Here is a 21,917-nt window from a genome sequence, read left to right on the forward strand (position 1 = left end):
AGCGACCCTTTCGACCTCCAGCAGACACAGCCGACCGCATGACCAAGGATCTCTCCCAGCACACGCCCATGATGCAGCAGTATCTGCGCATCAAGGCAGACTACCCGAACATGCTGCTCTTCTATCGGATGGGGGACTTCTACGAGCTCTTCTTCGAGGACGCCGAGCGCGCCGCGCGGCTGCTGGACATCACCCTGACCAAACGCGGCCAGTCGGCCGGCCGCCCCATTCCCATGGCCGGCGTCCCCTATCACGCCGCCGAGAGCTATCTGGCCAAGCTGGTGCGCCAAGGGGTTTCGGTCGCCATCTGCGAGCAGATCGGAGATCCGGCCGCGAGCAAGGGTCCGGTGGAACGCAAGGTGGCCCGCATCGTCACCCCCGGAACCCTCACCGACGAGGCCCTGCTGGACGAACGGCGCGAGAATCTGCTGACCGCCATCGCCGAGTCTAAGGACGGATACGGGCTGGCCGTGCTGGAGCTCTCCAGCGGCCGTTTCTCGGTTCTGGAGGTGACGAGCCGCGAGGCCCTGGCGAGCGAGCTCGAACGCCTCAAGCCGGCCGAGATCCTGGTCGAGGAGGACAGCCGGCTGCCCCTGGATCTGCGTCTGGAGCACGGGGTCACCCGCCGCCCGGCCTGGCACTTCGACGCCGACTCGGCCCAGCAGGCGCTCTGCGAGCAGTTCGGGACCCGCGACCTGAGCGGATACGGCTGTGCCGATCTGCGCCTTGCGGTCGGCGCGGCCGGCTGTCTGCTGCAGTACGTGCGCGACACCCAGTTCGCCGCCCTGCCGCACATCCGCGGTCTCGGCACCGAACAGCACGACGAGGCGCTCATCCTCGACGCCGCGACCCGCCGCAACCTGGAGCTGACCGAGAGCCTGACCGGACGCCCCGAGCACACGCTCGCCGGCATCCTCGACCGCACCGCCACCGCCATGGGCAGCCGGCTGCTGCGGCGCTGGCTCAACCGTCCGCTGCGCGATCCGCACTCGGTGCGCGAACGCCACGCGGCCATCCGCACCCTGACCGACCAGGGGCGCATCGCCCCCGTGCGGGAACACCTGGCCGAGATCGGCGATCTGGAGCGCATCCTCGCCCGCGTCGCGCTGGGATCGGCGCGGCCGCGCGACCTGGCCGTACTGCGCGACTCGCTCGCGGTGCTTCCCGCGCTGCGCGGGCGGATCGCCGAGCTCGACGATCCGCTGCTGGCGCGCCTGGAGACCGAGATCGGCGAGCATCCCGAGACCCTGGACCTGCTGACCCGCGCCATCCTCCCGCAGCCCCCGGTCCTGATCCGCGACGGCGGCGTCATCGCCCCCGGATACGACCCGGAACTGGACGAGCTGCGCGACCTCTCGAACAACGCCGACCGCTTCCTGATCGACCTGGAGACGCGCGAACGCGCGCGCACCGGCATCCAGGGACTCAAGGTCGGCTACAACCGGGTGCACGGCTACTACATCGAGCTCGGCCGCACCCAGGCCGATCAGGTCCCCGCCGAGTACGTCCGACGCCAGACCCTCAAGGGCGCGGAGCGTTACATCACGCCCGAACTCAAACGCTTCGAGGACCAGGTGCTGAGCAGCCGCGAGCGGGCACTGGCGCGCGAGAAGGCGCTCTACGAGGCACTGCTCGGCCGCCTGACCGAGCGGCTGGCCCAGCTGCAGACGAGCGCCGCCGGGATCGCCGCGCTCGACGCCGTCGCCAACCTGGCCGAGCGCGCCGAGTCGCTGAACTGGTCCTGCCCGACGCTGACCGAAGAGACGCGCATCGAGATCCGCGAGGGCCGGCATCCGGTCGTCGAGCGGGTGATCGACACGCCCTTCGTCGCCAACGATCTGCTCATGGACACCGAACGCCGCATGCTGGTCATCACCGGCCCCAACATGGGCGGCAAGTCGACCTATATGCGCCAGAACGCGCTCATCGTGCTGCTCGCCCATGCCGGAAGCTATGTCCCGGCCACATCGGCGACCATCGGACCCGTGGACCGCATCTTCTCGCGCATCGGTGCCTCCGACGACCTGGCCGGGGGGCGCTCGACCTTCATGGTCGAGATGGAGGAGACCGCCAACATCCTCAACAACGCCACCGAGCGCAGCCTGGTGCTGATGGACGAGGTGGGCCGCGGCACCAGCACCTTCGACGGGCTCTCGCTGGCCTGGTCCTGCAGCGTGGAGCTGGCGACCCGGATCGGCGCCTACAGCCTGTTCGCGACCCACTACTTCGAGCTGACGACCCTGCCCGACGAACATCCGGGGATCGTCAACGTCCATCTGGACGCGGTCGAGCACGGCAGCTCCATCGTCTTCATGCACGCATTGCGCGAGGGGCCCGCCAACCAGAGCTACGGACTGGCGGTCGCGGCGCTGGCCGGCGTTCCCGCCGAGGTGATCCAGCGCGCCCGGAACCGTCTGCGCGAGCTGGAGGATTCGGCCCATCGTCACGCCGAACGCGAGGCGGTCCAGCTGTCGCTGTTTCCGCCCTACCCTGAGCCCGAACCGGCCCCGGAACCGCCGGTCTGCGATGCGCTGCGCGAGCTGGACCCGGACGGCATGACGCCGCGCCAGGCGCTGGAGCAGCTGTATCGGTTGAAGGGGATGGTGGACGAGACCGACGAGAGCCGCCAGTCGTAGGATAGGGGTCGACCGCCTTCTGCAAATCGCCTCGGTCGCTGGCGGCCGAAAACCGGATCAGTCGACACGCTCGCCGACCTTGACCAGGGCAAGCGTGATGTTGTCGGTTCCGCCGCGCTCGTTGGCCAATCGAACGAGGGCATCGGCCGCGGACTCGAGCGAGTTCTCGCCCACCGCCAGGAGGATCTGGCGCATCCACTCCTCGGGAACCATGCCGGTCAGACCGTCGGTGCAGAAGACGAAGAGGTCGCCCTCCCGGATCTCGACCAGATCGGAGGAGACACCCACTCCCGGCGCCGAGCCGAGCGCCCGGGTCAGGATGTTCTCCCCGATCCCGTAGCGGCGCGCGTCCTCGCGCGAGGTGAAGAAGCCCTGATCCACGACCTCCTGGATGAAGGAATGATCGCGCGAGAGCTGGACGAGCTCGGAATCGCTCAGTCGGTAGATGCGCGAATCGCCGACATGGGCGTAGGCCATCCAGTCCCAGCCGAACGATCCCACCACCACTGTGGTACCCATCCCGGTGCAGTCCATGCTCTGCTTGCTGTGGCGCCAGATGCTGATATTGGCCTCTTCCACGGCGGCCTCGACATAGAGACGGGCCTTTTCGGGATCGGAGCGCGGCGTCGCGAGACGCCCGAAGCGCTCCGAGATGGTCTCGGTCGCCAGATGGCTGGCCACGTCACCGGCGCTGGCGCCGCCGACACCGTCGGCGACGATCACCAGCCCCAGGTCGGGATGAACGGCGACCGCATCCTCGTTACGCTGACGGACCCGCCCCTTGTCCGTTCGCCAGGCGAACTCCAATCGGAAGGCACTGATGGGACGACGCTCCATGGATCTCGATTCTCGAGGCAAGTCGATAGGGCCCGTCAGATCGCTCAGCTCCCGCTGCTGCCGTCGAGCTCGGCCGCGAGACGCTTGGGCGGGACATAGCCGGGAATCAGCTGACCGTCCTCGGTCAGAATGGCCGGCGTGCCGCGCAGCCCGAGGTCACGCCCGAGCGCCATGTGGGCATCGACCGGATTGTCGCAGGTCTTGGCAGGGATCTGCTCGCCGGACTTGGCCTTGGTCATGGCCGCACGACGGGCATCGGCATCCCCGGCACACCAGACCGAGACCGCCTCGTCATAGGCGGGGCTGTCCTTGCCTGCGCGCGGGAAGAAGAGATAGCGCACGCGGATGCCTTCCTTCTCGTAGTCGGCGATCTGATTGTGCAGCTTGCGGCAATAGCCGCACTCGATATCGGTGAAGACGGTGACCGTATGCTTGGCCTCCGGAGATCCGAAAATCACCATCCGATCCTCCCCGATTTCGTCGACCAGCTTCTTGCGCACGGCGGCCAGACGCTGCTCCGTCAGATCCGTCGGTACTGGCTGGGTCGTGATGTCGACGATGCGGCCGTTGATGTAATAGCGACCGTCTCCGGTGACGTACATGAGTTCGTTGCCGGCCATCACCTCGTAGAGTCCCTTGACCGGGGACGGCTGGATGTTGGTGATCTCGACCTCCGGAATCACCTTCTTCAGCGAGGCTCGAATATCGTCTTCCGGCGAAGCGACGGCGAGCGAGGAAACCAGGGCCAGCGAGCCGGCCAACAACGCGAAATCACCAAATCTGATCATGGGCAAGGAGTCTCTAATGGATTCAGAAAGCTTTCAGTCTCTGAAGTTGTTGAATTGTATCGGCAGTCCCCAATCCTGCCCGCGCAGGTGCGCGATCGCCTCCTGAAGGTCGTCGCGCTTCTTGCCGGTGACCCTGAGCTGGTCCCCCTGGATCTGTGCCTGGACCTTGAGCTTGCTGGCCTTGATCGCCTTGACCATCTTCTTGGCCGTGTCCGAATCGATCCCCTGCTTGAGATGGATCTCCTGGCGGGCGGCGTTGAGCGTCGATACCGGATCCTTGGGATCCAGACTGTCGATGTCGACCTTACGCTTGACCATTTTCTGGCGCAGGATATCCATCATCTGCTGAAGGTGGAACTCCTGCTCGCCGGTCATGAGGATCTTGTCGTCGGTCAGCTCGAAGCTGGCGTCGACACCCTTGAAGTCGAAGCGTGTGCCGATTTCGCGATTGGCCTGATCGACCGCGTTGCGGACCTCCTGAAGGTCGATTTCAGAGACGATGTCGAAAGAGGGCATGAAATGAATGTCTCGCTGTAACGCCGAAAGCGGTTAACTATAACGCGTTCGCAACCGCGATGCGCCCGCAACCTGCCGCCCCGGCCTGACCGACGCAGCGTGCTCAGCCTCTCGGATGATGACGCGCATGCAACTGCTTCAGCCGCTCACGCGCGACATGGGTATAGATCTGCGTGGTTGAAAGGTCGCTGTGGCCCAACAGCATCTGGACGACGCGCAGATCCGCACCGTGATTGAGCAGATGGGTGGCGAAGGCATGACGCAGCGTGTGCGGGGACAGCGGCTTCACCACGCCCGCCTGGATCGCATAGCGCTTGATCAGCAGCCAGAACGTCTGGCGCGTCATGCAATCGCTGCGAGCGGTCGGGAACAGATAGTCGCTGACCCGACCGCCGAGCAGATCCATGCGCGGCCCCTGGACATAGCCCTTCAGCCAGGCGCAGGCCTCCTCCCCCAGGGGGACCAGCCGTTCCTTGCCGCCCTTGCCCATGATGCGCACTACGCCCTGGGTCAGGCTCACCTGACTCGGGGTCAGGGTGACCAGCTCGGTGACGCGCAGACCGCTCGCATAGAGCACCTCCAGCATGGTGCGGTCGCGATGTCCGCGGGGATCCTGGGTGTCGGGCGCGCCGAGCAGGGCCTCGACCTCGGACTCGCTGAGGCTCTTTGGCAGCGGCCGGCCCAGCTTGGGCGAATCCACCCGCGCGCTCGGATCCTCGGCGATCAGACCCGTACGCAGCAGATGCTGATAGAACTGCCGGAGACAGGACAGCAGACGCGCCGTCGAGCGCGGCTTGCGTCCCTGGTCGGCGAGCAGGGTCAGATACCCCAGCAGATCCTCCCGCTGCGCCTGGGCCAGATCGCGCCCGCGCTCGCGCGCGACCCAGAGCGCGAAGGCCCGCAGGTCGGACTGGTAGGCCGACAGGGTGTTCCGGCTCAGTCCGCGCTCCATCCAGAGGGCGTCGGCGAATCCTTCGATGATCGCGCGATCGTCCGCCGCCATCAGCCCTTCCCGTCTCCCTGTAGATCGATCCCCTCGTGCCTCAGCAGCCAGCGTTTCACGCCCAGCCGGCGTCCGCTCGTATCGCCGGCGAAGCCACCCAGACCCTGACGGGCCACGACCCGATGACAGGGAACGACGATGAGACAGGGATTGGCGCGACAGGCCTGACCGACCGCGCGCGCCGCACTGCCGAGCGCGAGCGCCAGTTCGCCGTAGGTCCTGGTCTGGCCGGCGGGAATGCCGCGCAGGAGCGACCAGACCCGGCGTTGATAGTCCGTGCCCGAGAGCTCGAGCGAAAGATCGAAAGGGACCTCCGGGCTGGCGAAATAATCCCTCAGCGGCCCGGCGATGAACTCCGGCACAGGCGAGGAGGCGGACGCGGCCTCCATCCGCCCGCGCTCGTTCGGTTCCAGATCGATTCCGGTCAGGGTCCGATCCCGCCAATGGATTAGGATGGTGCCGATCGGGGTGTCTAAAAGATTGGATGGCATCGAACCTCTCCCTCGCAGCAGAGTGGGCGCACGCATGGGCCGCGATCGCCGAAATCGCATCGATCCGGCTATTTCGAGACGATTATAAGCCTTGCCGCAGCCTTCAAAACCCATCGGATGCCGAGCACAAACCTGTGGATAAGTCTGTGAGTGATTCGCAAGCGAGGCATGAAGGATCGAATCGCGAGGATTTCATGGGGACCGAGACAGAGCATTGATGACCGGCACGAATATCTTCTATTACAGAGAGTTAAGTCAAAAAACAGGCATTCGGAAAGCCGAGGGTTTTGGCTCGTAAGACGCGAACACGTCAGTCGCGGCAAGATGTGCACAACACTGCCGCCCATTCGCTCGTCAAGCGGATCCGCCGGGGATAGCCGGTCTCCGCTTCCGCTATACTCGCCCGCCAGCGATCGAGTACCAAAGAACGATAGAAGGCAACGAACGAGATGAGCGAAGAATTCTGGGAAACGACACCACTGGCATCCATGACGGCCGAGCAGTGGGAGTCGCTCTGCGACGGTTGCGGCAAGTGCTGCCTCGAAAAATTCGAGGACGAGGAGACGGGCCGCATCGTCTACTCCCGCATCGCCTGCGCCCTGCTGGATCTCGACAGCTGCCGCTGCAAGGATTACGAGGACCGCGCCCGGCGGATGCATGACTGCGTGACCCTGGTTCCGGACGTTCTGCAGACCCCGTCCTGGCTGCCCGAGACCTGCGCCTATCGGCGTCTCGCCGAGGGGAAGGCGCTCCCGGACTGGCATCCGCTGCTCACAGGAGATCCACAGTCCGTCTTCGAGGCCGGCCAGAGCGTGCGCGGACGCGCGATCGGACCTGAATCGGGCGAGAATCCCCTGATGAATCTGATCGACTGGGTCCGGTAAGACCCGGATCGGGCTCAGAGTACGCGCGCGAGCAACCCCATCGCGTCCGCTTGCGCCGGCAGCGGAATCCGCACCCGCCAGCCGGCACCGGGCGCGACCTCCAGGTCGCCCCCGTCCAGGTCGCGCATGCGCTCGAGCCGGAAGACGCGATTGCCCGCGGGCGCCATGATCTCGAGCTCGTCGCCCACGGCGAAGCGGTTCTTGACCTCGATCTCGGCCCATTCGCCGTCGCCCCCGATCAGGTCGCCGACGAAGAGCCGGCGCTGATTGCGCGAGGCGCCGTCGACATAGTTCTGCAGATCCATGGCGGCGGCATGCCGGCGGTAGAAGCCCTCGGTGTAGCCGCGGTTGGCGAGCCCTTCGAGATCCCGGATCAGCTCGGGCCGGAAGGACCGGCCGGCGAGCGCGTCCTCGATGGCCGCGCGATAGACCTGGGCGGTCCGGGCTGCATAGTAGTGCGACTTGGTCCGGCCCTCGATCTTGAGACAGTCGATACCCATGGCGACCAGGCGTCCGACGTGGGCGACCGCCTGCAGGTCGCGCGAGTTCATGATATAGGTGCCGTTCTCGTCCTCGAACACCGGCAGGTACTCGCCGGGACGTTTGGCCTCCTCCAGCAGATAGACCTCGTCAGCGGCCGGATGACGCCCGGAACCGGAGTCGCCGGACACGGGCGCGGCGCCGGCCAGACGGTAGTCCCAGCGGCAGGCGTTGGTGCAGGACCCCTGGTTGGCGTCGCGGTGGTTGAAATACCCGGAGAGCAGACAGCGCCCCGAATAGGCGACGCAGAGCGCGCCATGGACGAAGACCTCCAGCTCCATGTCCGGACAGGCGTCGCGGATCTGATCGATCTCGTCGAGCGAGAGCTCGCGCGAGAGGATGACCCGGCTCAGTCCCTGCCGCTCCCAGAAACGGACCGAGGCGGCATTGACCGTGTTGGCCTGGACCGAGAGATGGATCGCCATCTCGGGCCAGCGCTCGCGTACCAGCAGGATGAGCCCGGGGTCGGCCATGATGAGCGCGTCCGGACCGAGCGCGACGATGGGCTCCATGTCGTCGAGAAAGGTGCGCAGCTTGGCCCCGTGCGGCATGAGGTTGGCGGCCAGATAGAAGCGCCGGCCCTGGTCGTGGGCCTCGGCGATCCCGACCCCGAGGTTCTCCAGATCGAAGTCGTTGTTGCGCACCCGCAGGCTGTAGCGCGGCAGCCCGGCATAGACGGCGTCGGCGCCGTAGGCGAAGGCGTAGCGCATGTTGCGCAGGGTTCCGGCCGGAGACAGCAGCTCCGGCCGGCACTCGGGGGTCGTCGTCAATGCAATTCCACCTGCAGATTCAATCGCTGGTCGCCGCCGACCAGCCGCTGGCGCAAGACCTCGACCGGCAGACGATCGCCCGGCTCGGCGTCGATCAGGGCGATCCGGATGTCGGCATAGCTGGCGATCGGCTGCCCGCCGATGCTCAGGATGCGGTCGTTCTCCTCCATGCCGGCCGCCTTGGCCCCGCTGCCCTCGCCGAATCCGGCGACCCGGACGCCCTCGCCCGGATCCGCGTCGTCGAGCCGGATGCCGAGCAGACCGGACGGCGGCAGCTCGACGGCGGGCGGATAGAGGAAATAGTCCGCATCCGCCGGGTCCAGGGTGCGGTTGCTGCCGCTCAGCACGATCGCCGAGGGTACCTGGACGCGGCGCAGCAGCCGCTTGGGGATGCCCTGCCCCGACTCCAGATGGCCGACGCCGGCCAGGACCACCAGGGTGCGGTCCGGATGCGCCTTCAGATAGTCGGCGGCACGCTCGGCCATGCCCTCGTCCCACAGCAGCTGCACCTCGAGGAAGTGCTCGAAGTTGCGCTGTTCGGAGACCGGATGATGCTCGAAGACGCGGCGCAGACGCGCGCGATAGGCTGGATCCTCGCGGTCGATCTCGGACGGAATCGATCGGCGCTCCGCCGCGTCGAGACCCGCGATGCCGACCTCGCCGACCTTGCGGGTCAGCTCGGCGGGCAGATTGAGCGCGATCAGCGGCAGACCCTGTTCCCGCGCATAGCGCAGAATGGGACGATAGAGCCGATAGTCGTAGCGCCAGCGGTCGAAATACTGGGTCCGGCGCAGCAGCTCGAGCTCGTCGATCCTGCCCGCCACATAGTCGTCCAGGGGCTGCTGGTAGGGCTGCTGGAAGAACTCCATGCCGATCGCGAGAGTCTTACCCTTGGCGACCAGCCCCTGGATGATCGCCAGCTGGTTCAGATGATCCTCGTAGCGGTCGTGACTCTCGCCGACGAAGATCAGGCGCCGATCGGCGAGACGATCGATCAGCCAGCCCATGTCGGAGATCCGGGCCGACTCGACCACTTGGGTGCGATTGCCCGCGAGTGCGTCCGCGGACGCCGGCTGATCGGCCATGCTCGTCGAGCAGGCCACGCCACCGAGACCGAACAACGAAGCCACGAGGGCCAAGACCGAATGTCGTTTGTCAAACACGCGCTCCCCCAGCCGCCCTGACGGATGACGGCCCTTGGTTGCGGCACCCGCGGGCGCCGATTCTTGAATCAGACTCATCCCTCGACCAGCGATTCCGGATAGAGATCCATGTCACCGATCAGTATTCCCCTCCCCTCGCTCGCGCGCCTGGTGCTTCTGCTCGTCCTGCCCTTGACGGCGCTGGCCGATCCGCCCCTCATCGGCCATCGGCTGAGCGTCGGCATCGACCCGGACACGGGCTCCATCGCGGTCCAGGACCGAATCCGCTTCCCGGACGACCGGACCGAATGGCCGATCCTGCTGCACTCCGGACTGGATCCGCGCGTCGAATCGGGAGACGCCGAGCTGGTCCCGAACGGCCGCTGGCATCACCTGGATCGCTACCTGCTGCAGCTCGGCGAGACCGGACCGGTCACTCTAACCTATGGTGGCATCATCCGGCACGACCTGGAGTCGATCGACGCCGGCATGGGACGCTCACGCCAGGCCTCGCCGGGCACCATCCAGCCGGACGGCGTCTTCCTCGACGGTTTCAGCGCCTGGTATCCGCGGGTTCCGGACGCGCTCCAAGCCTTCGAGATCGACGTCCGGCTGCCCGAGGGCTGGATCGCCGTCTCCCAGGGCGAGGGGCCGGGCGATCCGGCGAACGGGCATTCGCGCTGGCGCGAGGACCATCCCCAGGACGACATCTATCTGGTCGCGGCCCCCTTCGATCTCTATCGCGCGGACGCGGACGGCATCGAGGCCCAGGTCTATCTGCGCCGGCCCGACCCCGAGCTGGCCGAGCGCTATCTGGAGGCGACCCGGCGTTATCTGCGCCTCTATTCGGACATGATCGGCCCCTACCCCTACACCAAGTTCGCCCTGGTCGAGAACTTCTGGGAAAGCGGCTACGGCATGCCCTCCTTCACCCTGCTCGGCCCCAGGGTCATCCGCCTGCCCTTCATCATCCACACATCCTATCCCCACGAGATCCTGCACAACTGGTGGGGCAACGGTGTCTACGTCGACGACGACTCCGGCAACTGGAGCGAGGGCATCACCAACTATCTGGCCGATTACTGGCTGAAGGAACGCGAGGGCCGGGGGGTCGAACAGCGCCGCGACATGCTCAAGGACTATGGCGACTATGTCCGAACCGGCAAGGACTTCCCGCTGACCGAATTCCGCGCCAAGCACGGATCCGCCTCGCAGGCGATCGGTTACAACAAGGGCGCCATGTTCTTCCACATGCTGAGACGCCGACTGGGCGACGATGTCTTCAGAGAAGGTCTGCGCCGCTTCTATGCCGACAACCGTTTTCGCGCCGCCGGCTTCGCCGACTGGCGAAGCGCATTCGAGTCGGTCAGCGGACAGGATCTAGGCAAGTTCTTCGACGCCTGGACCCGACGTTCCGGCGCACCCCGGCTGACCCTGTCCAATGTCCAGAGCATGCAGACGAAGGAGGGTTTCCAGGTCACGGGAACCGTCCGCCAGGACCAGACCGAGCCACCCTTCCCGCTACTGATCCCAGTCCGGATCGATCTGAGGGAAGGACCACCGATTCACATGAATCTCAGGGGCGACGGCCGCGAGACCCACTTCACCGCCAAGCTGGATTCGGCACCGACCCAGGTCGCGGTCGACCCCGAGTTCGATCTCTTCCGCCAGCTGCTGCCGGGCGAAACGCCGGTGACCCTCAGCAACCTCTTAGGGACCGACCGGGGCATCATCGTCCTGCCGGCTCGTGCACCGCAGACGCTGATGCGGGGATATCGCCGGCTCGCCGAGGCATGGAAGGACACCCAATCCAAGTGGGAGATTCGCAGCGACGCCGAACTCTCCGGGCTACCGAAGGAAGGGGCCGTGCTGCTACTCGGCTGGGAGAACGCCTTGATCGGCGAGTTCGCCGCCGGATCGGAGGGATTCGCGCTGGATCCGTCGCAGCGCCAGCTGAAACTCGCCGATACTCGCCCCCATCCGGACGGCGAAAGCCTGGTGCTGACCCGCCGCTCAGGGAACCGCCCCCTGGCCTGGCTGGCGACCGCCACACCGGAGGCACTGCCGGCCCTGGCGCGCAAGGTTCCGCACTACGGCCGCTACAGCTACCTGCTGTTCTCCGGACCCGAGGCGACCAACCGACTCAAGGGCCAATGGCCGTCGGGCGATTCGGCGCTCGTCCATCGCTTCGAGCCGGATCGACCATAGCTGGTGAGGCGCGGCCCGACAAGGCTCGCGACCGGCGGCATCGCACTCGACGCGGGGCGCGAAACATCCTGTCCTGACTCACGCCTCTTGGCCAAAAAGCGCGGCGCATCACAGCCCGCCCATCTATTCTGATACAGATAGGGCTGGCTGCGACCGGTCTAGCGCCCTTCGACGACGGAACCTTGAACCCGATACTATCTGAGTCTAAATATTCCGACTCGCCTCACACAATCGTTAGTCACAGCTGAGAATTACCGAACAATGACTCAATTCGATGCGAACTGTCGCCAGGCGCTCGAACAGATCGCCGAAATCAAACGGGTGCTCGTATCGGTCGAGCATGCCTTGAGCGGCGACCAGGGGAAGACGATCCTATGCACGAGCGCGACCGCTGGCGAGGGAAAGAGCCTGATCAGCGCCTCGCTCGCCACGACCGCCGCACAGATGGGAAACTCACGCGTCATCCTGCTCGATCTCAATTGGTATCAGCCGGCGATACACGGCTTCTTCGGACTGGAGCCGATCCATCCGATGGAGAAGATCCAGCGGACCGACCTCAGGGATCTGACATCGAGGCCGGAAGGCTATGACCTGGACGTCCTGCTCGCCCCAACCGACCATGGAGACCATGCGCGCACAGGCAGCGACCTGCTCCTCATCGGGGGGCAGCTCATCGATCAGGCAAGGGATCGGTATGACTTGGTGCTGATCGACGCTGGTTCCATCTTCCCGACCAATCGAATGATGATGGACCCCGTCATGCTGGCACGCATGGTGGATGGAGTGGCGCTGGTCGTGATGAAGGGCGAGACCCCACGACAGGCCGTGAAGAAGGCCTATATGTCATTGGAGATCGCCGGCGTCGATGTCCTGGGCGTGGTCACCAATCAGCGGAAGAGATCTCAGAGCAGCTGACTGGGCGAACCTGGCGTAAGAACTGAGCCATTCCTAATGGATGCCATGAGACCCATGAGCCGCTCCGACGGCGGCACGACCCATCGAGAGCGCCGCGCCGACAGAGTTCTTCCATACCGCGCGAACGCAGGAAAATGACGATATGCATTTCTATTTCACACGCCTCCTGAATGCCCTGAAGACACATGGGAGCTGGCTATTCCTGGCACTGATTCCACTGGCCGTCTATCTGGTCGCCTCGCCACTGTTCGACCGCACCGCCACCGTGGCGCGTACATTCTCATATTCGGGAAACGTCCTCGTGGCGAAGAATCCGGTATCCTCGGTCGATCTCGAGGACCTGATCGCCAAGCCCGATCTCCTCTTTCAGGAGGGGTTCGCCCTCACGGACCTATCGCGGCAGGGCGCACTCCTGCAAGACGCTGGCTACAGGATCCATGACATCATGGATCTTCGCCGGCTCGTGTATCGCTCGCTGACGCTCTCGAAGACCGGCGATTCGGAGCTGAGACTCGCCTATGAAGGTCCTCGAGAACCCCTTGGGCGTCACCTGGTGGATTATTACAGCGAACGACTCCTGGCCCGGTTCAACGAGGCATTGCAGCATGCCAAGCAGCAACCCGGCGTCACGGCGCCGAGTCTTGAGATGGGCACGCTCAAGGTCAGCTCTCGCCCGGTGCTGTGGCGCCCCGAACGACTGCCGCCCGCATTGTGGATATTGGCACTCTCGCTGCTGGCTATGACGGTCATCATCGCGGCCCGCGAATTCTCCGACCCCTCGTTCCGATCCGAACGCCAAATCGCCCGTTATCTCGGACTGCCCATACTGGGCACCATTCCCGACGCAGCCCCCCTGGCCAAACGGCTCAATCATCAGACCGATATGCGATCCCCCCCGAACGGCACGACCGGAGCATCCAGTCAAACGGCCGGCTCCGATGGAGTATGAAAGATGAAGATTCACGCGCATCGTCCACCTCGGGCCATTGTCATCGCCACCGCCTTCTTTAGCACCTCGGCCCTCGCGAGCGAGGCCGGTTCCATCGTCCTCGAGTGGGACCCCGTCAATGACGCAAGGGTGAATTACTACGAGATCTATTACGGCACGCAAACGGGCGACTATGTCGACCCTCCCATCGAGATCGACAAGAGCCAGACCAGCTATACCTTCTCGCCACCGGATCCCAGCCAGATCTATTATTTCGCCGTGAAGGCCTCGGACGGCCATCTCGAGGCATCGGACTTCTCGAACGAGATCACCTCGGGTGAATTCCGCTACGTTCTTGGCGCCAAAGCGGGCGTCGGCGAGCAGAATTGGATCGAGGTCGACAACAGGAACCAGGAGTTCGAACGAACCCTGTCCGTCGGCGCCCAGGGCACGCTACAGAGCGAGGGAGATTCGCGAATCGCAGTCGGCGATATCGACGGAGACGGCCGCGACGAGGTCGTCATCGGCCATGCCGCCCGGAATGACGGCGCACCATTGGATGGGGTCTTCCAGGTTCTGGACGACGACTTCTCCGTCCTGACCTGGGGGAACGTCTCCTGGCCCGAATACAACGCCGCCAACGGCGAGACCTATCCGGCGATCGGAGACATCGACGGGGACGGGCGCGACGAGATCGTCATCGGCCTCGGAACCGGCGGCATGGGCATGATCGAGATCTTCGGCTACGCCAACGGCGCCTTGGCCTCGCTCGGCTGGACCTCGGTGGAATGGCCGGATTATTTCGAGGCCGGAGGCAAGACCTTTCCCGCGCTTGGCGACATCGACGGCGATGGCCGCGCCGATCTGGTCGTCGGGTTCAGCAAAATCGAAAACACCCCAGGCATGCTGCCTGGAGGCACATTCGTCGTCCAAATGGGACTCATGCTGGAGCAGAAACTAAATGACACGAGCCTCTCCACTCAAGGCACGATCGAGGGCCAATATCTCCGGTCTACGAACAGTGTCGACGGCAACCTGACCTGGGGCTCCTATGCGTCCTTGATCGGCGAGACCCGACCGGCACTCGGCGACGTCGACGGCGACGGCCGGGACGAGATCATCATCGGGCTCGCGCCTGCCGGGGACGGTCTGGTGGAGATATTCGACTATCGATCCGGCACGCTCGTCTCCAGCGGACTCGTCGCCGGAATCGACCTGCCCGAATACAGACTCGTCAATGGCGAGACCCGTCCGGCGGCCGGCGATATCGATCTCGACGGCAGAGACGAGATCCTCATCGGCATGGGAACCGGAAGCTACGGAATCGTCGGTCTCGTGGAGGATGCCGAGCAGGGCTTCGTCCCTCTGGATGAGTTCCAGAGCTATTCATTCTCCGAGGGTCAGGAGGATGCGGGATTCTGGCCGGTAATCAAGAGCGAGCGCGAGCATTCCGTGCAGAACGCGACGACGCCCGCCCCGACACTCGGGCAGTAGCGCTTCTCCCAGCCCCTTTCCGCTCAACGACGCCGATCAGGCCACCGACTGATAGTAGAGATTCTGCGGATGGCGCGCCTCGGCGAAGAATGACCAGCGCTCCAGGAGCAGCCCGAGGAATTGAACGGCGAAGGCCAGGATCGGCAGCGTCGAGGACTCGGTGACGTAGGCCGCGCCGATCAGCAGGATCGGCACCGGGAACACCAGGATCAGATAGAGAGCGCGCACCAGACCAAGGGTACGGTCGCTGCGGCCGTGGAAGAACTCGCGGGTGTTGAAGCTGCCGCCGGTCGCCCCCTGCGCCCTCTGGGTCAGGACCGTATGACGCACACCGATGGCCGTCTGAATCGTGCTCTTGTGCTTGATGCGCGCATTGCGGGCGAGATGCGCGACCCGAGAGACCAGGGCCACGAGCGTCAGGATGGCCGCCCAGGTGCCGAAGAATGTCACCAGCGGATTGCCGACATAGGCCGAATAGGCGGCGGCCAGCATGAATCCGGACGCGGCGCCGAAGAAGATGAAGTTGGTGACCGTCAGCGGCGTATGCCATTCCTCGAGGAACTTGACCCCGGCATAGATCATGGCGGTGCAGACATAGAGTGCGAAGCTCGCCAGCGTGCCCAACAGGCCGAGCAGCAGGGTCACGTCCACGTCGAGCGACTGGCCGACCCGGAACAGCGGCTCGGTCCATTCCATCAGATGGGCGAGCGCATAGGCGAAGACCAGGAACATGACCAACGGCAGGGCGATGACCTCGCGCGAGAGCCAGGAGGTCTTCCATTTGGAGGCCGCGCGCCAGGCGCGCTCGGGTCGCCCCAGATGAAAGAAGGAGGCGCCCAGACCGGCGACCAGCATGACCAGCGCGACCAGGCTTCCGAGCGCATAGAACTGATCCTTCTGCAGTGGCAGAAAGCGGGCGATCGCGTACAGCTGACCCGTCACCATGGCCAGATAGAGACCCTGACCGGCGCCGATCAGCGTGGTCAGAAGGATGACTGAAAAGGCTGGATGCATGAGGTCGTTCCTGAATGTCTGATGTCCGGATGAGTCGCCGATGAAACGCTGGGCACTGACTACCAAGCCACGTCGTCGAGCGTCTCCTCGCCCGTGTAGCTGGTGAGATCTTCCTTGCGCAGCGGGTTGTCCACGCGCGTGAGCTCGTCCGGATCGATGTGCATCCGGGCCTTCTGACGCGGCAGATAGTGATTCGAGGGCTTGGTGCCCCATTCGGGCATCAGCTGATAGCCGCCGTGCTCGCGGATCGCGACCGACACCTCGGAGTCGGGGTCGTGCACGTCGCCGAACAGTCGCGCCCCGGCCGGGCAAGCCAGCACGCAAGCCGGCTTGCGATCGCGTTCGGAGAGCTTGGCGTCGGTGATGCGGTCGATGCACAGGGTGCATTTCTTCATCACCTTCTGCTCGGCATCCACCTCGCGGGCGCCATAGGGGCAAGCCCAAGAGCAATATTTGCAACCGATGCATTTGTCGTAGTCGACCAGCACCACGCCGTTGTCCTCGCGCTTGTAGGAGGCGCCGGTGGGGCACACGGGCACGCAAGGCGGCTCCTCGCAATGCAGACAACTCTTGGGGAAGTGGACGGTCTCGGTATTGGGGAAGGTCCCCACCTCGAAGGTCTGCACCCGGTTGAAGAAGGTCCCGGTCGGCGAGGCGCCATAGGGATCCTGGTCGACCATGGGCCCCGCCCAGCCTGAGGTGTTCCACTCCTTGCAGGAGGTGACGCAGGCATGGCAGCCGACGCAGACGTTCAGATCGATGACGAGCGCGAGTTGAGTCATATTTCAGCCTCCAGCCGCCGCCAGCCTTCGGCCGCCGGCTCGAAGAGCGATACCGGCGATCGGGAAGTGGCGAGCTGGTCGTTGGGGTTCATTTCTTGCCGAAGACGCCGGCGACGTAGGCCTGCCATTTACCGCGCTTCTTCTCCTGACCGGGCAGACGCGGCATGGGTTTGAACTGGGGCGAGGTCATCTTGGGATCACCCTCCTCGGCCTTGTAGACCCGCACCCGCACATCGAACCAGGCCGCCTGGCCCGTGACCGGATCGGCGTTGGAGAGATGCTCGCCCGCCTCGTGCGGGGGCAGTTCCTCGGCGATCACATGGTTCAGCAGGAAACCCTTGCGCGACTCGTCGGCGTCGGCGCTGAGCCCCCAGGCGCCCGATGCCTTGCCGATGGCGTTCCAGGTCCAGACCGTGCCCGGCTCGACCGCCTCCGAGAAGCGGCACATGCAGCGCACCCGGCCGTGGGGCGATTCCACCCAGATCCAGTCGCCGTCCTCGAAGCCGTTCTCGATGCCCACGCGCGGGCTCAGGAACAGATAGTTGTGGCTGTGGATCTGGCGCAGCCAGGCGTTCTGACTGTCCCAGCTGTGATACATGGCCATCGGCCGCTGGGTCAGGGCATTGAGCGGATAGCGCCGCGTATCGGTCATCTGCGTCTCGAGCGGATCGGAATAGAACGGCAGGGGATCGAAATGGGTCTCGACCCGCTTGCGCAGACGCTCGGGCGGCTTGCGCCCAGGCCATTTGCCCTGGGCCGCGAGCCGGAACTTCTGCAGCACCTCGGAATAGAGATGCAGGGTGATCGGCTCGGCATAGCGGATCATGCCGTGGGCGCGCGCCCAGTGCAGATAGCCCTTGTTCCAGTTGCGCATGTACTGGTAGTTGCGCGGCAGCTCGTAATGGAAGACGCAGCCGTTCTGGGCGTACATCTCCCACTGGCGCGGATTGGGCTCGCCCTTGAGGACCTTGTCGCCGCCCTGACCGCGCCAGCCGGCGAGGAAGCCGATACCGGAGCCGGGCGAGGTCTCGTAGTTGACGATGAAGTCCGGATAGTCGCGGTACTTGCGGCTGCCGTCCTCCTTGGTGAAGGCGGGCAGCTTGAGCCGCGAGCCGAGTTCGATGAGCACGTCCTGGAACGGCTTGCACTCGCCCTTGGGCGGCAGCACCGGAATGCGCACCGAGTCGACCGGGCCGTCGTATTCGGAGATGGGCCGGTCGAGCATGGAGAGCGCGTCGTGACGCTCCAGATAGCTGGTATCCGGCAGCACCAGGTCGGCGAAGGCCACGGTCTCGGAGGCGAAGGTATCGCACACGACCAGGAAGGGGATCTTGTATTCGCCGTTCGGCTGCTTGTCGACCAGCATCTTGCGCACTTCGCTGGTGTTCATGCTCGAATTCCAGGCCATGTTGGCCATGAACAGCAGCAGCGTGTCGATCGGATAGGGGTCGCCGCGCCAGGCGTTGGTGATGACGTTGTGCATCAGACCGTGGACCGAGAGCGGATACTCCCAGGAGAATGCCTTGTCGAGCCGCACCGCCTCGCCCGCGTCGTCGACGAACAGATCCTCGGGCTTGGCCGGCCAGCCGAGCGGCAGTCCGTCGAGCGGGGTGTTGGGCTGGACCGCCTCCGGACCGTGCGGCGGCTTGGGGCACGGCGGGATCGGGCGCGGATAGGGGGCCTTGTGACGGAAACCGCCGGGTCGATCGATGGTCCCGAGCACCGTCATGAGGATGCCGAGCGCGCGGATCGACTGGAAGCCGTTGGAGTGCGCCGCCAGGCCGCGCATGGCATGGAAGGCCACCGGGTTGCCGGTGACGGACTCGTGCTCGTTGTCCCAGCAGTCGGTCCACTTGACCGGCAGCTCGATCTTCTGATCGCGCGCGGTCACGCCCATCTCGTGGGCGAGCCGGCGGATGGTGTCGGCCGGGATGCCGGTGATGGGCGCCGCCCACTCGGGCGTGTACTGCTCCAGTCGCTCCTTGAGGAGCTGGAAGGAGGGCTTGACCGGCGTACCGTCCGGAAGGGTATAGCTTCCCATGAGCCGCGGATCGGCGCCCGGCGTATGGGTGCTGATGGGACCGTCCAGCTCGCGTTCCCACCAGAGCTTGTTCTGCGGATCGAAGCAGCCCTCCTCCACGTGCATCTCGGCGCGATAGAAGAGACCGTGATCGTCCCGGCTCGGGTCGTTCACCACCAGCTCGGCGGCATTGGTGTACTGGACGAGGAATTCGCGGTCGAACAGACCCTTGCTGACGATCTCGTGGGTGATCGCCATGATCAGGGCGCCGTCGGTGCCGGGCTTGATCGGGACCCATTCGTCGGCGATCGCCGAGTAGCCGGTACGGATCGGGTTGATGGAGATGAAGCGCCCGCCCCGACGCTTGAACTCCGAGATGGCGATCTTGAGCGGATTGGAGTGATGGTCCTCGGCGGTGCCGATCATCACGAACAGCTTGGCGCGCTCCAGGTCAGGGCCGCCGAACTCCCAGAAGGAACCGCCGATGGTATAGATGAGCCCCGCGGCCATGTTGACCGAGCAGAATCCGCCGTGCGCCGCATAGTTGGGCGTGCCGAACTGCTTGGCGAACATGCCGGTCAGGGCCTGCATCTGGTCGCGGCCGGTGAAGAGGGCGAACTTCTTGGGATCCTCGGCGCGCAGCTTGCCGAGTCGCTCCTCCAGCATCCCGAAGGCCTCGTCCCAGGAGATGGCCTCGAAGGCGCTCTCGCCACGCTCGGCCCCCGACTTGCGACGCAGCGGTTTGGTCAACCGCCCCGGCGAATACTGCTTCATGATCCCGGAGCTGCCCTTGGCGCAGATGACGCCCTTGTTCAGCGGGTGCTTGGGATTGCCGTCGATGTAACGGACCTCGCCGTCACGCAGGTGCACACGGATGCCGCAACGGCAGGCACACATGTAACACGTGGTCTCCTTGACCTCGACCCGGCCGACCGCGCCGTCCGAGTAGCTGACTGGATCCTGCATGGATAACACCTTTGCGTGGAATGCGGCGGAACAATCGCTGCATTCTAATATTCCGATGCTGAATCTTTCAAACGCAGTCAATAATTGTCATTGATTTTCGAGCGAGACCGATTCCATCGAGACAAAAAGAAGGGCCGCAAGCGGCCCTTCAACGAGATCGACGAACGGAGGAAAACTTAGGCGGCGTCGCGATACTCGGCCGGCAGCCAGGAATTCAGGCGCTCGCGCTCCTTCTTGCAATCGAGGGTGAAGAAGTGATTCAGCACCTCCAAAGCCTCGTCCAGATCCTCGCACGGCCACTCGCTGGTGACGGTACGGCAGTTCCAATCCTCGACGTGGAAGCAGCAGTGGCCACCCTTGGCGGCACCCTCGGCATCGAATCGTAACTTGAACCCTGTCCATGTACGGGGGTCCCATTTGTAGCGAATCGCATTTTCTGTCGCGTCAAACATGTCTGACCTTCTCGGAATCTGGTTCATGAAATCGGTAGTCCCACCCGAGACACCGCCAGAGCTGCTCATAAAACCCCGCCGAACCAACAAAACAAACAACACGGCTGTATCATTTAGGCTGCATGCAGCATCTCACGACTTCATTCTAGTACCTAAACGCAACAAGGGACAACCCTGATTCGCGACTTTTTGCGGAAAAACGTGATGCACTGAACGCTATTAACGCCTTTTGGAACTGGGTCCCCGTTAAGCGCCGGGCAGGCGTATCAAATTACCAACAAAATAGGCATAAAAGACATAACCAGACCAGGATCGGCGCCGGCGAAGGGGGACATCGATGCCGGTCGAGCCGCAAAAGACACACTATTGTTGTGTCAATACGTCATGATAGCGCGTCGCTTCCCTCGCCCCAGCCGAGACCCAATGGATCATCGGGACTCACGTGCGACATGAAGGTCCGCGTCCGGTCGTGATGGGTGACCCGATAGACGAGCCCCATCCAGTTGCCGACCACGCCTTCCGCCGTGTCGTGCCAGGTATTGTGAAGCGCCGTCGCGATCCGATCCTCCGGAAACGCGGGAGTATCGCCCCCCCGATTCATGGCCTCGAGCACATGAGCGCGGTGCTCGTCGAGGATGGCCCGCGCCTGCAGCCCGAAATAGTTTTCCGGAAACGGCGGGTAGTCGCTGCGCGCACCAGCCGCAAATCGCTTGACCTCGCGCTTGTACTCCTTCAGCAGCGAAATCATGTCGTATTCGGGGTGGCCCTGGAAGAACACCTGTCTGAATCCGTCCGGGCTCACCGCGAGATGCACGCCCGCCCCCTCGCTGTCGGCGAGCACGTGCAATCCGGCCGTCTCGAACTGTTCGCGGCTGATGTCGTTGAATCTCGAATGCGGCACGTCGAAGCGCGTGTTGACGTTGCTGACCACCGGATGCGAACGCACCAGGACCCGATGCGGGAAGACGCCCCAACGTTTTTCGGGCAGCCGCTGACGCTTCTGGCCATAGCGGAACTGCATCACGGCATGGGTCGCGAGACAGGAGCAGAGGGTGGAGCAAACATTGTCGTAGGCCCAGTCGACCACCTCGATCAGGGGCCTCCAGAAGGGTTCGTCGGCCAGTTCGGGCCCCGTGACGTTGGCACCCGTGATGATGAGCGCATCCAGCCCCTCCTCGCGAATCTTCTCGAACGACTCGTAAAACCGGCCGATATGCTCGGACGCCTCCGGACCGCGCTTCAGATCGGGAAGGCTGAAGGGATGGACGTAGAACTGCGCGATCTGGTTGCTCTGACCGATCAGACGAAAGAACTGGCGCTCGGTCGCCGCCAGGGCCGCGTCCGGCATCATGTTGAGCAGACCCACGTGCAGCTCGCGAATGTCCTGCTGCAGGGCCAGGTCGGGGGCGAGGATCTGCTGCCCCTCCTCGCGCAGCCGGGCAAAGGTGGGCAGGGCGTTGTGGGCGACGATCGGCATGGGGTTCCTCGATATGCAGACTCGGTAAGGATTCGGGCACCCTGACGGCGTCTC

The 21,917-nt window shown here is 64.5% G+C and carries 18 protein-coding genes; 6 read left to right on the top strand and 12 right to left on the bottom strand.

Annotated elements, in window-relative coordinates:
• Positions 1-38 precede the first annotated feature (38 nt).
• Positions 39-2,636 (top strand): DNA mismatch repair protein MutS, encoded by a 2,598-nt coding sequence (gene mutS, locus D779_RS10305; protein ID WP_043753387.1) that lies wholly within the window; start codon positions 39-41, stop codon positions 2,634-2,636.
• 57 nt (positions 2,637-2,693) lie between these two features.
• Here the strand turns inward: mutS and D779_RS10310 are convergent, their stop codons facing one another.
• The 5 genes from D779_RS10310 to D779_RS10330 all read right to left on the bottom strand — a co-directional run bounded on the left by D779_RS10310 (position 2,694) and on the right by D779_RS10330 (position 6,271).
• Complete coding sequence (locus D779_RS10310) at positions 2,694-3,473, bottom strand: PP2C family protein-serine/threonine phosphatase (RefSeq protein ID WP_043753390.1); 780 nt, start codon at positions 3,471-3,473, stop codon at positions 2,694-2,696.
• Positions 3,474-3,517: 44 nt separating this feature from the next.
• Complete coding sequence (locus D779_RS10315; RefSeq protein WP_043753392.1) at positions 3,518-4,261, bottom strand: disulfide isomerase DsbC N-terminal domain-containing protein; 744 nt, start codon at positions 4,259-4,261, stop codon at positions 3,518-3,520.
• Positions 4,262-4,294: 33 nt separating this feature from the next.
• Positions 4,295-4,777, bottom strand: a complete 483-nt coding sequence (locus D779_RS10320) for a YajQ family cyclic di-GMP-binding protein (RefSeq protein ID WP_043753394.1) — start codon at positions 4,775-4,777, stop codon at positions 4,295-4,297.
• A 103-nt stretch (positions 4,778-4,880) separates the two neighbouring features.
• Positions 4,881-5,780 (bottom strand): site-specific tyrosine recombinase XerD, encoded by a 900-nt coding sequence (xerD, locus tag D779_RS10325; RefSeq protein WP_043753396.1) that lies wholly within the window; start codon positions 5,778-5,780, stop codon positions 4,881-4,883.
• A complete protein-coding gene (locus D779_RS10330) occupies positions 5,780-6,271 on the bottom strand; it encodes a methylated-DNA--[protein]-cysteine S-methyltransferase (RefSeq protein ID WP_043753398.1) in 492 nt (163 codons plus the stop codon). Before D779_RS10330 ends, xerD begins: the two co-directional genes overlap by 1 nt.
• A 449-nt stretch (positions 6,272-6,720) precedes the next feature.
• On the opposite strand from D779_RS10330, the gene D779_RS10335 reads away from it, so the two are divergent.
• Positions 6,721-7,155, top strand: coding sequence for a YcgN family cysteine cluster protein (locus D779_RS10335; RefSeq protein ID WP_043753400.1), 435 nt, complete (start codon positions 6,721-6,723; stop codon positions 7,153-7,155).
• Between the two features lie 14 nt (positions 7,156-7,169).
• Here the strand turns inward: D779_RS10335 and trhP are convergent, their stop codons facing one another.
• On the bottom strand, positions 7,170-8,405 hold the full coding sequence (trhP, locus tag D779_RS10340; RefSeq protein WP_052348037.1) for a prephenate-dependent tRNA uridine(34) hydroxylase TrhP: 1,236 nt from the start codon (positions 8,403-8,405) through the stop codon (positions 7,170-7,172).
• A 56-nt stretch (positions 8,406-8,461) separates the two neighbouring features.
• Positions 8,462-9,550, bottom strand: a complete 1,089-nt coding sequence (locus D779_RS10345) for a ChaN family lipoprotein (protein WP_094300781.1) — start codon at positions 9,548-9,550, stop codon at positions 8,462-8,464.
• A gap of 186 nt (positions 9,551-9,736) precedes the next feature.
• On the opposite strand from D779_RS10345, the gene D779_RS10350 reads away from it, so the two are divergent.
• The 4 genes from D779_RS10350 (at position 9,737) to D779_RS10365 (ending at position 15,152) form a co-directional block, all read left to right on the top strand.
• A complete protein-coding gene (locus D779_RS10350; protein ID WP_043753404.1) occupies positions 9,737-11,815 on the top strand; it encodes a M1 family metallopeptidase in 2,079 nt (692 codons plus the stop codon).
• 261 nt (positions 11,816-12,076) lie between these two features.
• Entirely contained in the window at positions 12,077-12,730 is a 654-nt protein-coding gene (locus D779_RS10355; RefSeq protein WP_043753406.1) for a CpsD/CapB family tyrosine-protein kinase, read from the top strand.
• Between the two features lie 142 nt (positions 12,731-12,872).
• Complete coding sequence (locus tag D779_RS10360) at positions 12,873-13,679, top strand: hypothetical protein (RefSeq protein ID WP_043753408.1); 807 nt, start codon at positions 12,873-12,875, stop codon at positions 13,677-13,679.
• A 3-nt stretch (positions 13,680-13,682) separates the two neighbouring features.
• The gene (locus D779_RS10365) at positions 13,683-15,152 is read left to right on the top strand and encodes an FG-GAP-like repeat-containing protein (RefSeq protein ID WP_043753410.1); all 1,470 of its coding nucleotides are present in this window, start codon (positions 13,683-13,685) and stop codon (positions 15,150-15,152) included.
• Between the two features lie 36 nt (positions 15,153-15,188).
• On the opposite strand, the gene soeC is transcribed toward D779_RS10365, so the two are convergent.
• The 5 genes from soeC to metA form a co-directional block, all read right to left on the bottom strand.
• The gene (gene soeC / locus D779_RS10370) at positions 15,189-16,166 is read right to left on the bottom strand and encodes a sulfite dehydrogenase subunit SoeC (protein ID WP_043753412.1); all 978 of its coding nucleotides are present in this window, start codon (positions 16,164-16,166) and stop codon (positions 15,189-15,191) included.
• Between the two features lie 59 nt (positions 16,167-16,225).
• The gene (gene soeB / locus D779_RS10375; protein ID WP_043753414.1) at positions 16,226-16,948 is read right to left on the bottom strand and encodes a sulfite dehydrogenase subunit SoeB; all 723 of its coding nucleotides are present in this window, start codon (positions 16,946-16,948) and stop codon (positions 16,226-16,228) included.
• 88 nt (positions 16,949-17,036) lie between these two features.
• Entirely contained in the window at positions 17,037-19,934 is a 2,898-nt protein-coding gene (soeA, locus tag D779_RS10380; protein ID WP_043753416.1) for a sulfite dehydrogenase subunit SoeA, read from the bottom strand.
• 176 nt (positions 19,935-20,110) lie between these two features.
• Positions 20,111-20,386: a hypothetical protein gene (locus D779_RS10385; protein ID WP_043753418.1), complete on the bottom strand. Its 276-nt coding sequence runs from the start codon at positions 20,384-20,386 to the stop codon at positions 20,111-20,113.
• 382 nt (positions 20,387-20,768) lie between these two features.
• Positions 20,769-21,863, bottom strand: coding sequence for a homoserine O-succinyltransferase MetA (metA, locus tag D779_RS10390; protein ID WP_043753420.1), 1,095 nt, complete (start codon positions 21,861-21,863; stop codon positions 20,769-20,771).
• Positions 21,864-21,917 lie beyond the last annotated feature (54 nt).

Source organism: Imhoffiella purpurea (genome assembly GCF_000585215.1).
In the GTDB taxonomy this organism is placed as follows: domain Bacteria; phylum Pseudomonadota; class Gammaproteobacteria; order Chromatiales; family Chromatiaceae; genus Imhoffiella; species Imhoffiella purpurea.

Bases quoted from the DNA above. Each gene is read 5' to 3' on its own strand.
- D779_RS10385 (WP_043753418.1), bottom strand. From the start codon at position 20,386: ATGTTTGACGCGACAGAAAATGCGATTCGCTACAAATGGGACCCCCGT.
- D779_RS10310 (WP_043753390.1), bottom strand. From the start codon at position 3,473: ATGGAGCGTCGTCCCATCAGTGCCTTCCGATTGGAGTTCGCCTGGCGA.
- D779_RS10335 (WP_043753400.1), top strand. From the start codon at position 6,721: ATGAGCGAAGAATTCTGGGAAACGACACCACTGGCATCCATGACGGCC.
- metA (WP_043753420.1), bottom strand. From the start codon at position 21,863: ATGCCGATCGTCGCCCACAACGCCCTGCCCACCTTTGCCCGGCTGCGC.
- mutS (WP_043753387.1), top strand. From the start codon at position 39: ATGACCAAGGATCTCTCCCAGCACACGCCCATGATGCAGCAGTATCTG.
- soeC (WP_043753412.1), bottom strand. From the start codon at position 16,166: ATGCATCCAGCCTTTTCAGTCATCCTTCTGACCACGCTGATCGGCGCC.
- trhP (WP_052348037.1), bottom strand. From the start codon at position 8,405: ATGCGCTACGCCTTCGCCTACGGCGCCGACGCCGTCTATGCCGGGCTG.
- D779_RS10360 (WP_043753408.1), top strand. From the start codon at position 12,873: ATGCATTTCTATTTCACACGCCTCCTGAATGCCCTGAAGACACATGGG.
- D779_RS10350 (WP_043753404.1), top strand. From the start codon at position 9,737: ATGTCACCGATCAGTATTCCCCTCCCCTCGCTCGCGCGCCTGGTGCTT.
- soeA (WP_043753416.1), bottom strand. From the start codon at position 19,934: ATGCAGGATCCAGTCAGCTACTCGGACGGCGCGGTCGGCCGGGTCGAG.
- D779_RS10355 (WP_043753406.1), top strand. From the start codon at position 12,077: ATGACTCAATTCGATGCGAACTGTCGCCAGGCGCTCGAACAGATCGCC.
- D779_RS10330 (WP_043753398.1), bottom strand. From the start codon at position 6,271: ATGCCATCCAATCTTTTAGACACCCCGATCGGCACCATCCTAATCCAT.
- D779_RS10345 (WP_094300781.1), bottom strand. From the start codon at position 9,550: ATGGCCGATCAGCCGGCGTCCGCGGACGCACTCGCGGGCAATCGCACC.
- D779_RS10320 (WP_043753394.1), bottom strand. From the start codon at position 4,777: ATGCCCTCTTTCGACATCGTCTCTGAAATCGACCTTCAGGAGGTCCGC.
- soeB (WP_043753414.1), bottom strand. From the start codon at position 16,948: ATGACTCAACTCGCGCTCGTCATCGATCTGAACGTCTGCGTCGGCTGC.
- xerD (WP_043753396.1), bottom strand. From the start codon at position 5,780: ATGGCGGCGGACGATCGCGCGATCATCGAAGGATTCGCCGACGCCCTC.
- D779_RS10315 (WP_043753392.1), bottom strand. From the start codon at position 4,261: ATGATCAGATTTGGTGATTTCGCGTTGTTGGCCGGCTCGCTGGCCCTG.
- D779_RS10365 (WP_043753410.1), top strand. From the start codon at position 13,683: ATGAAGATTCACGCGCATCGTCCACCTCGGGCCATTGTCATCGCCACC.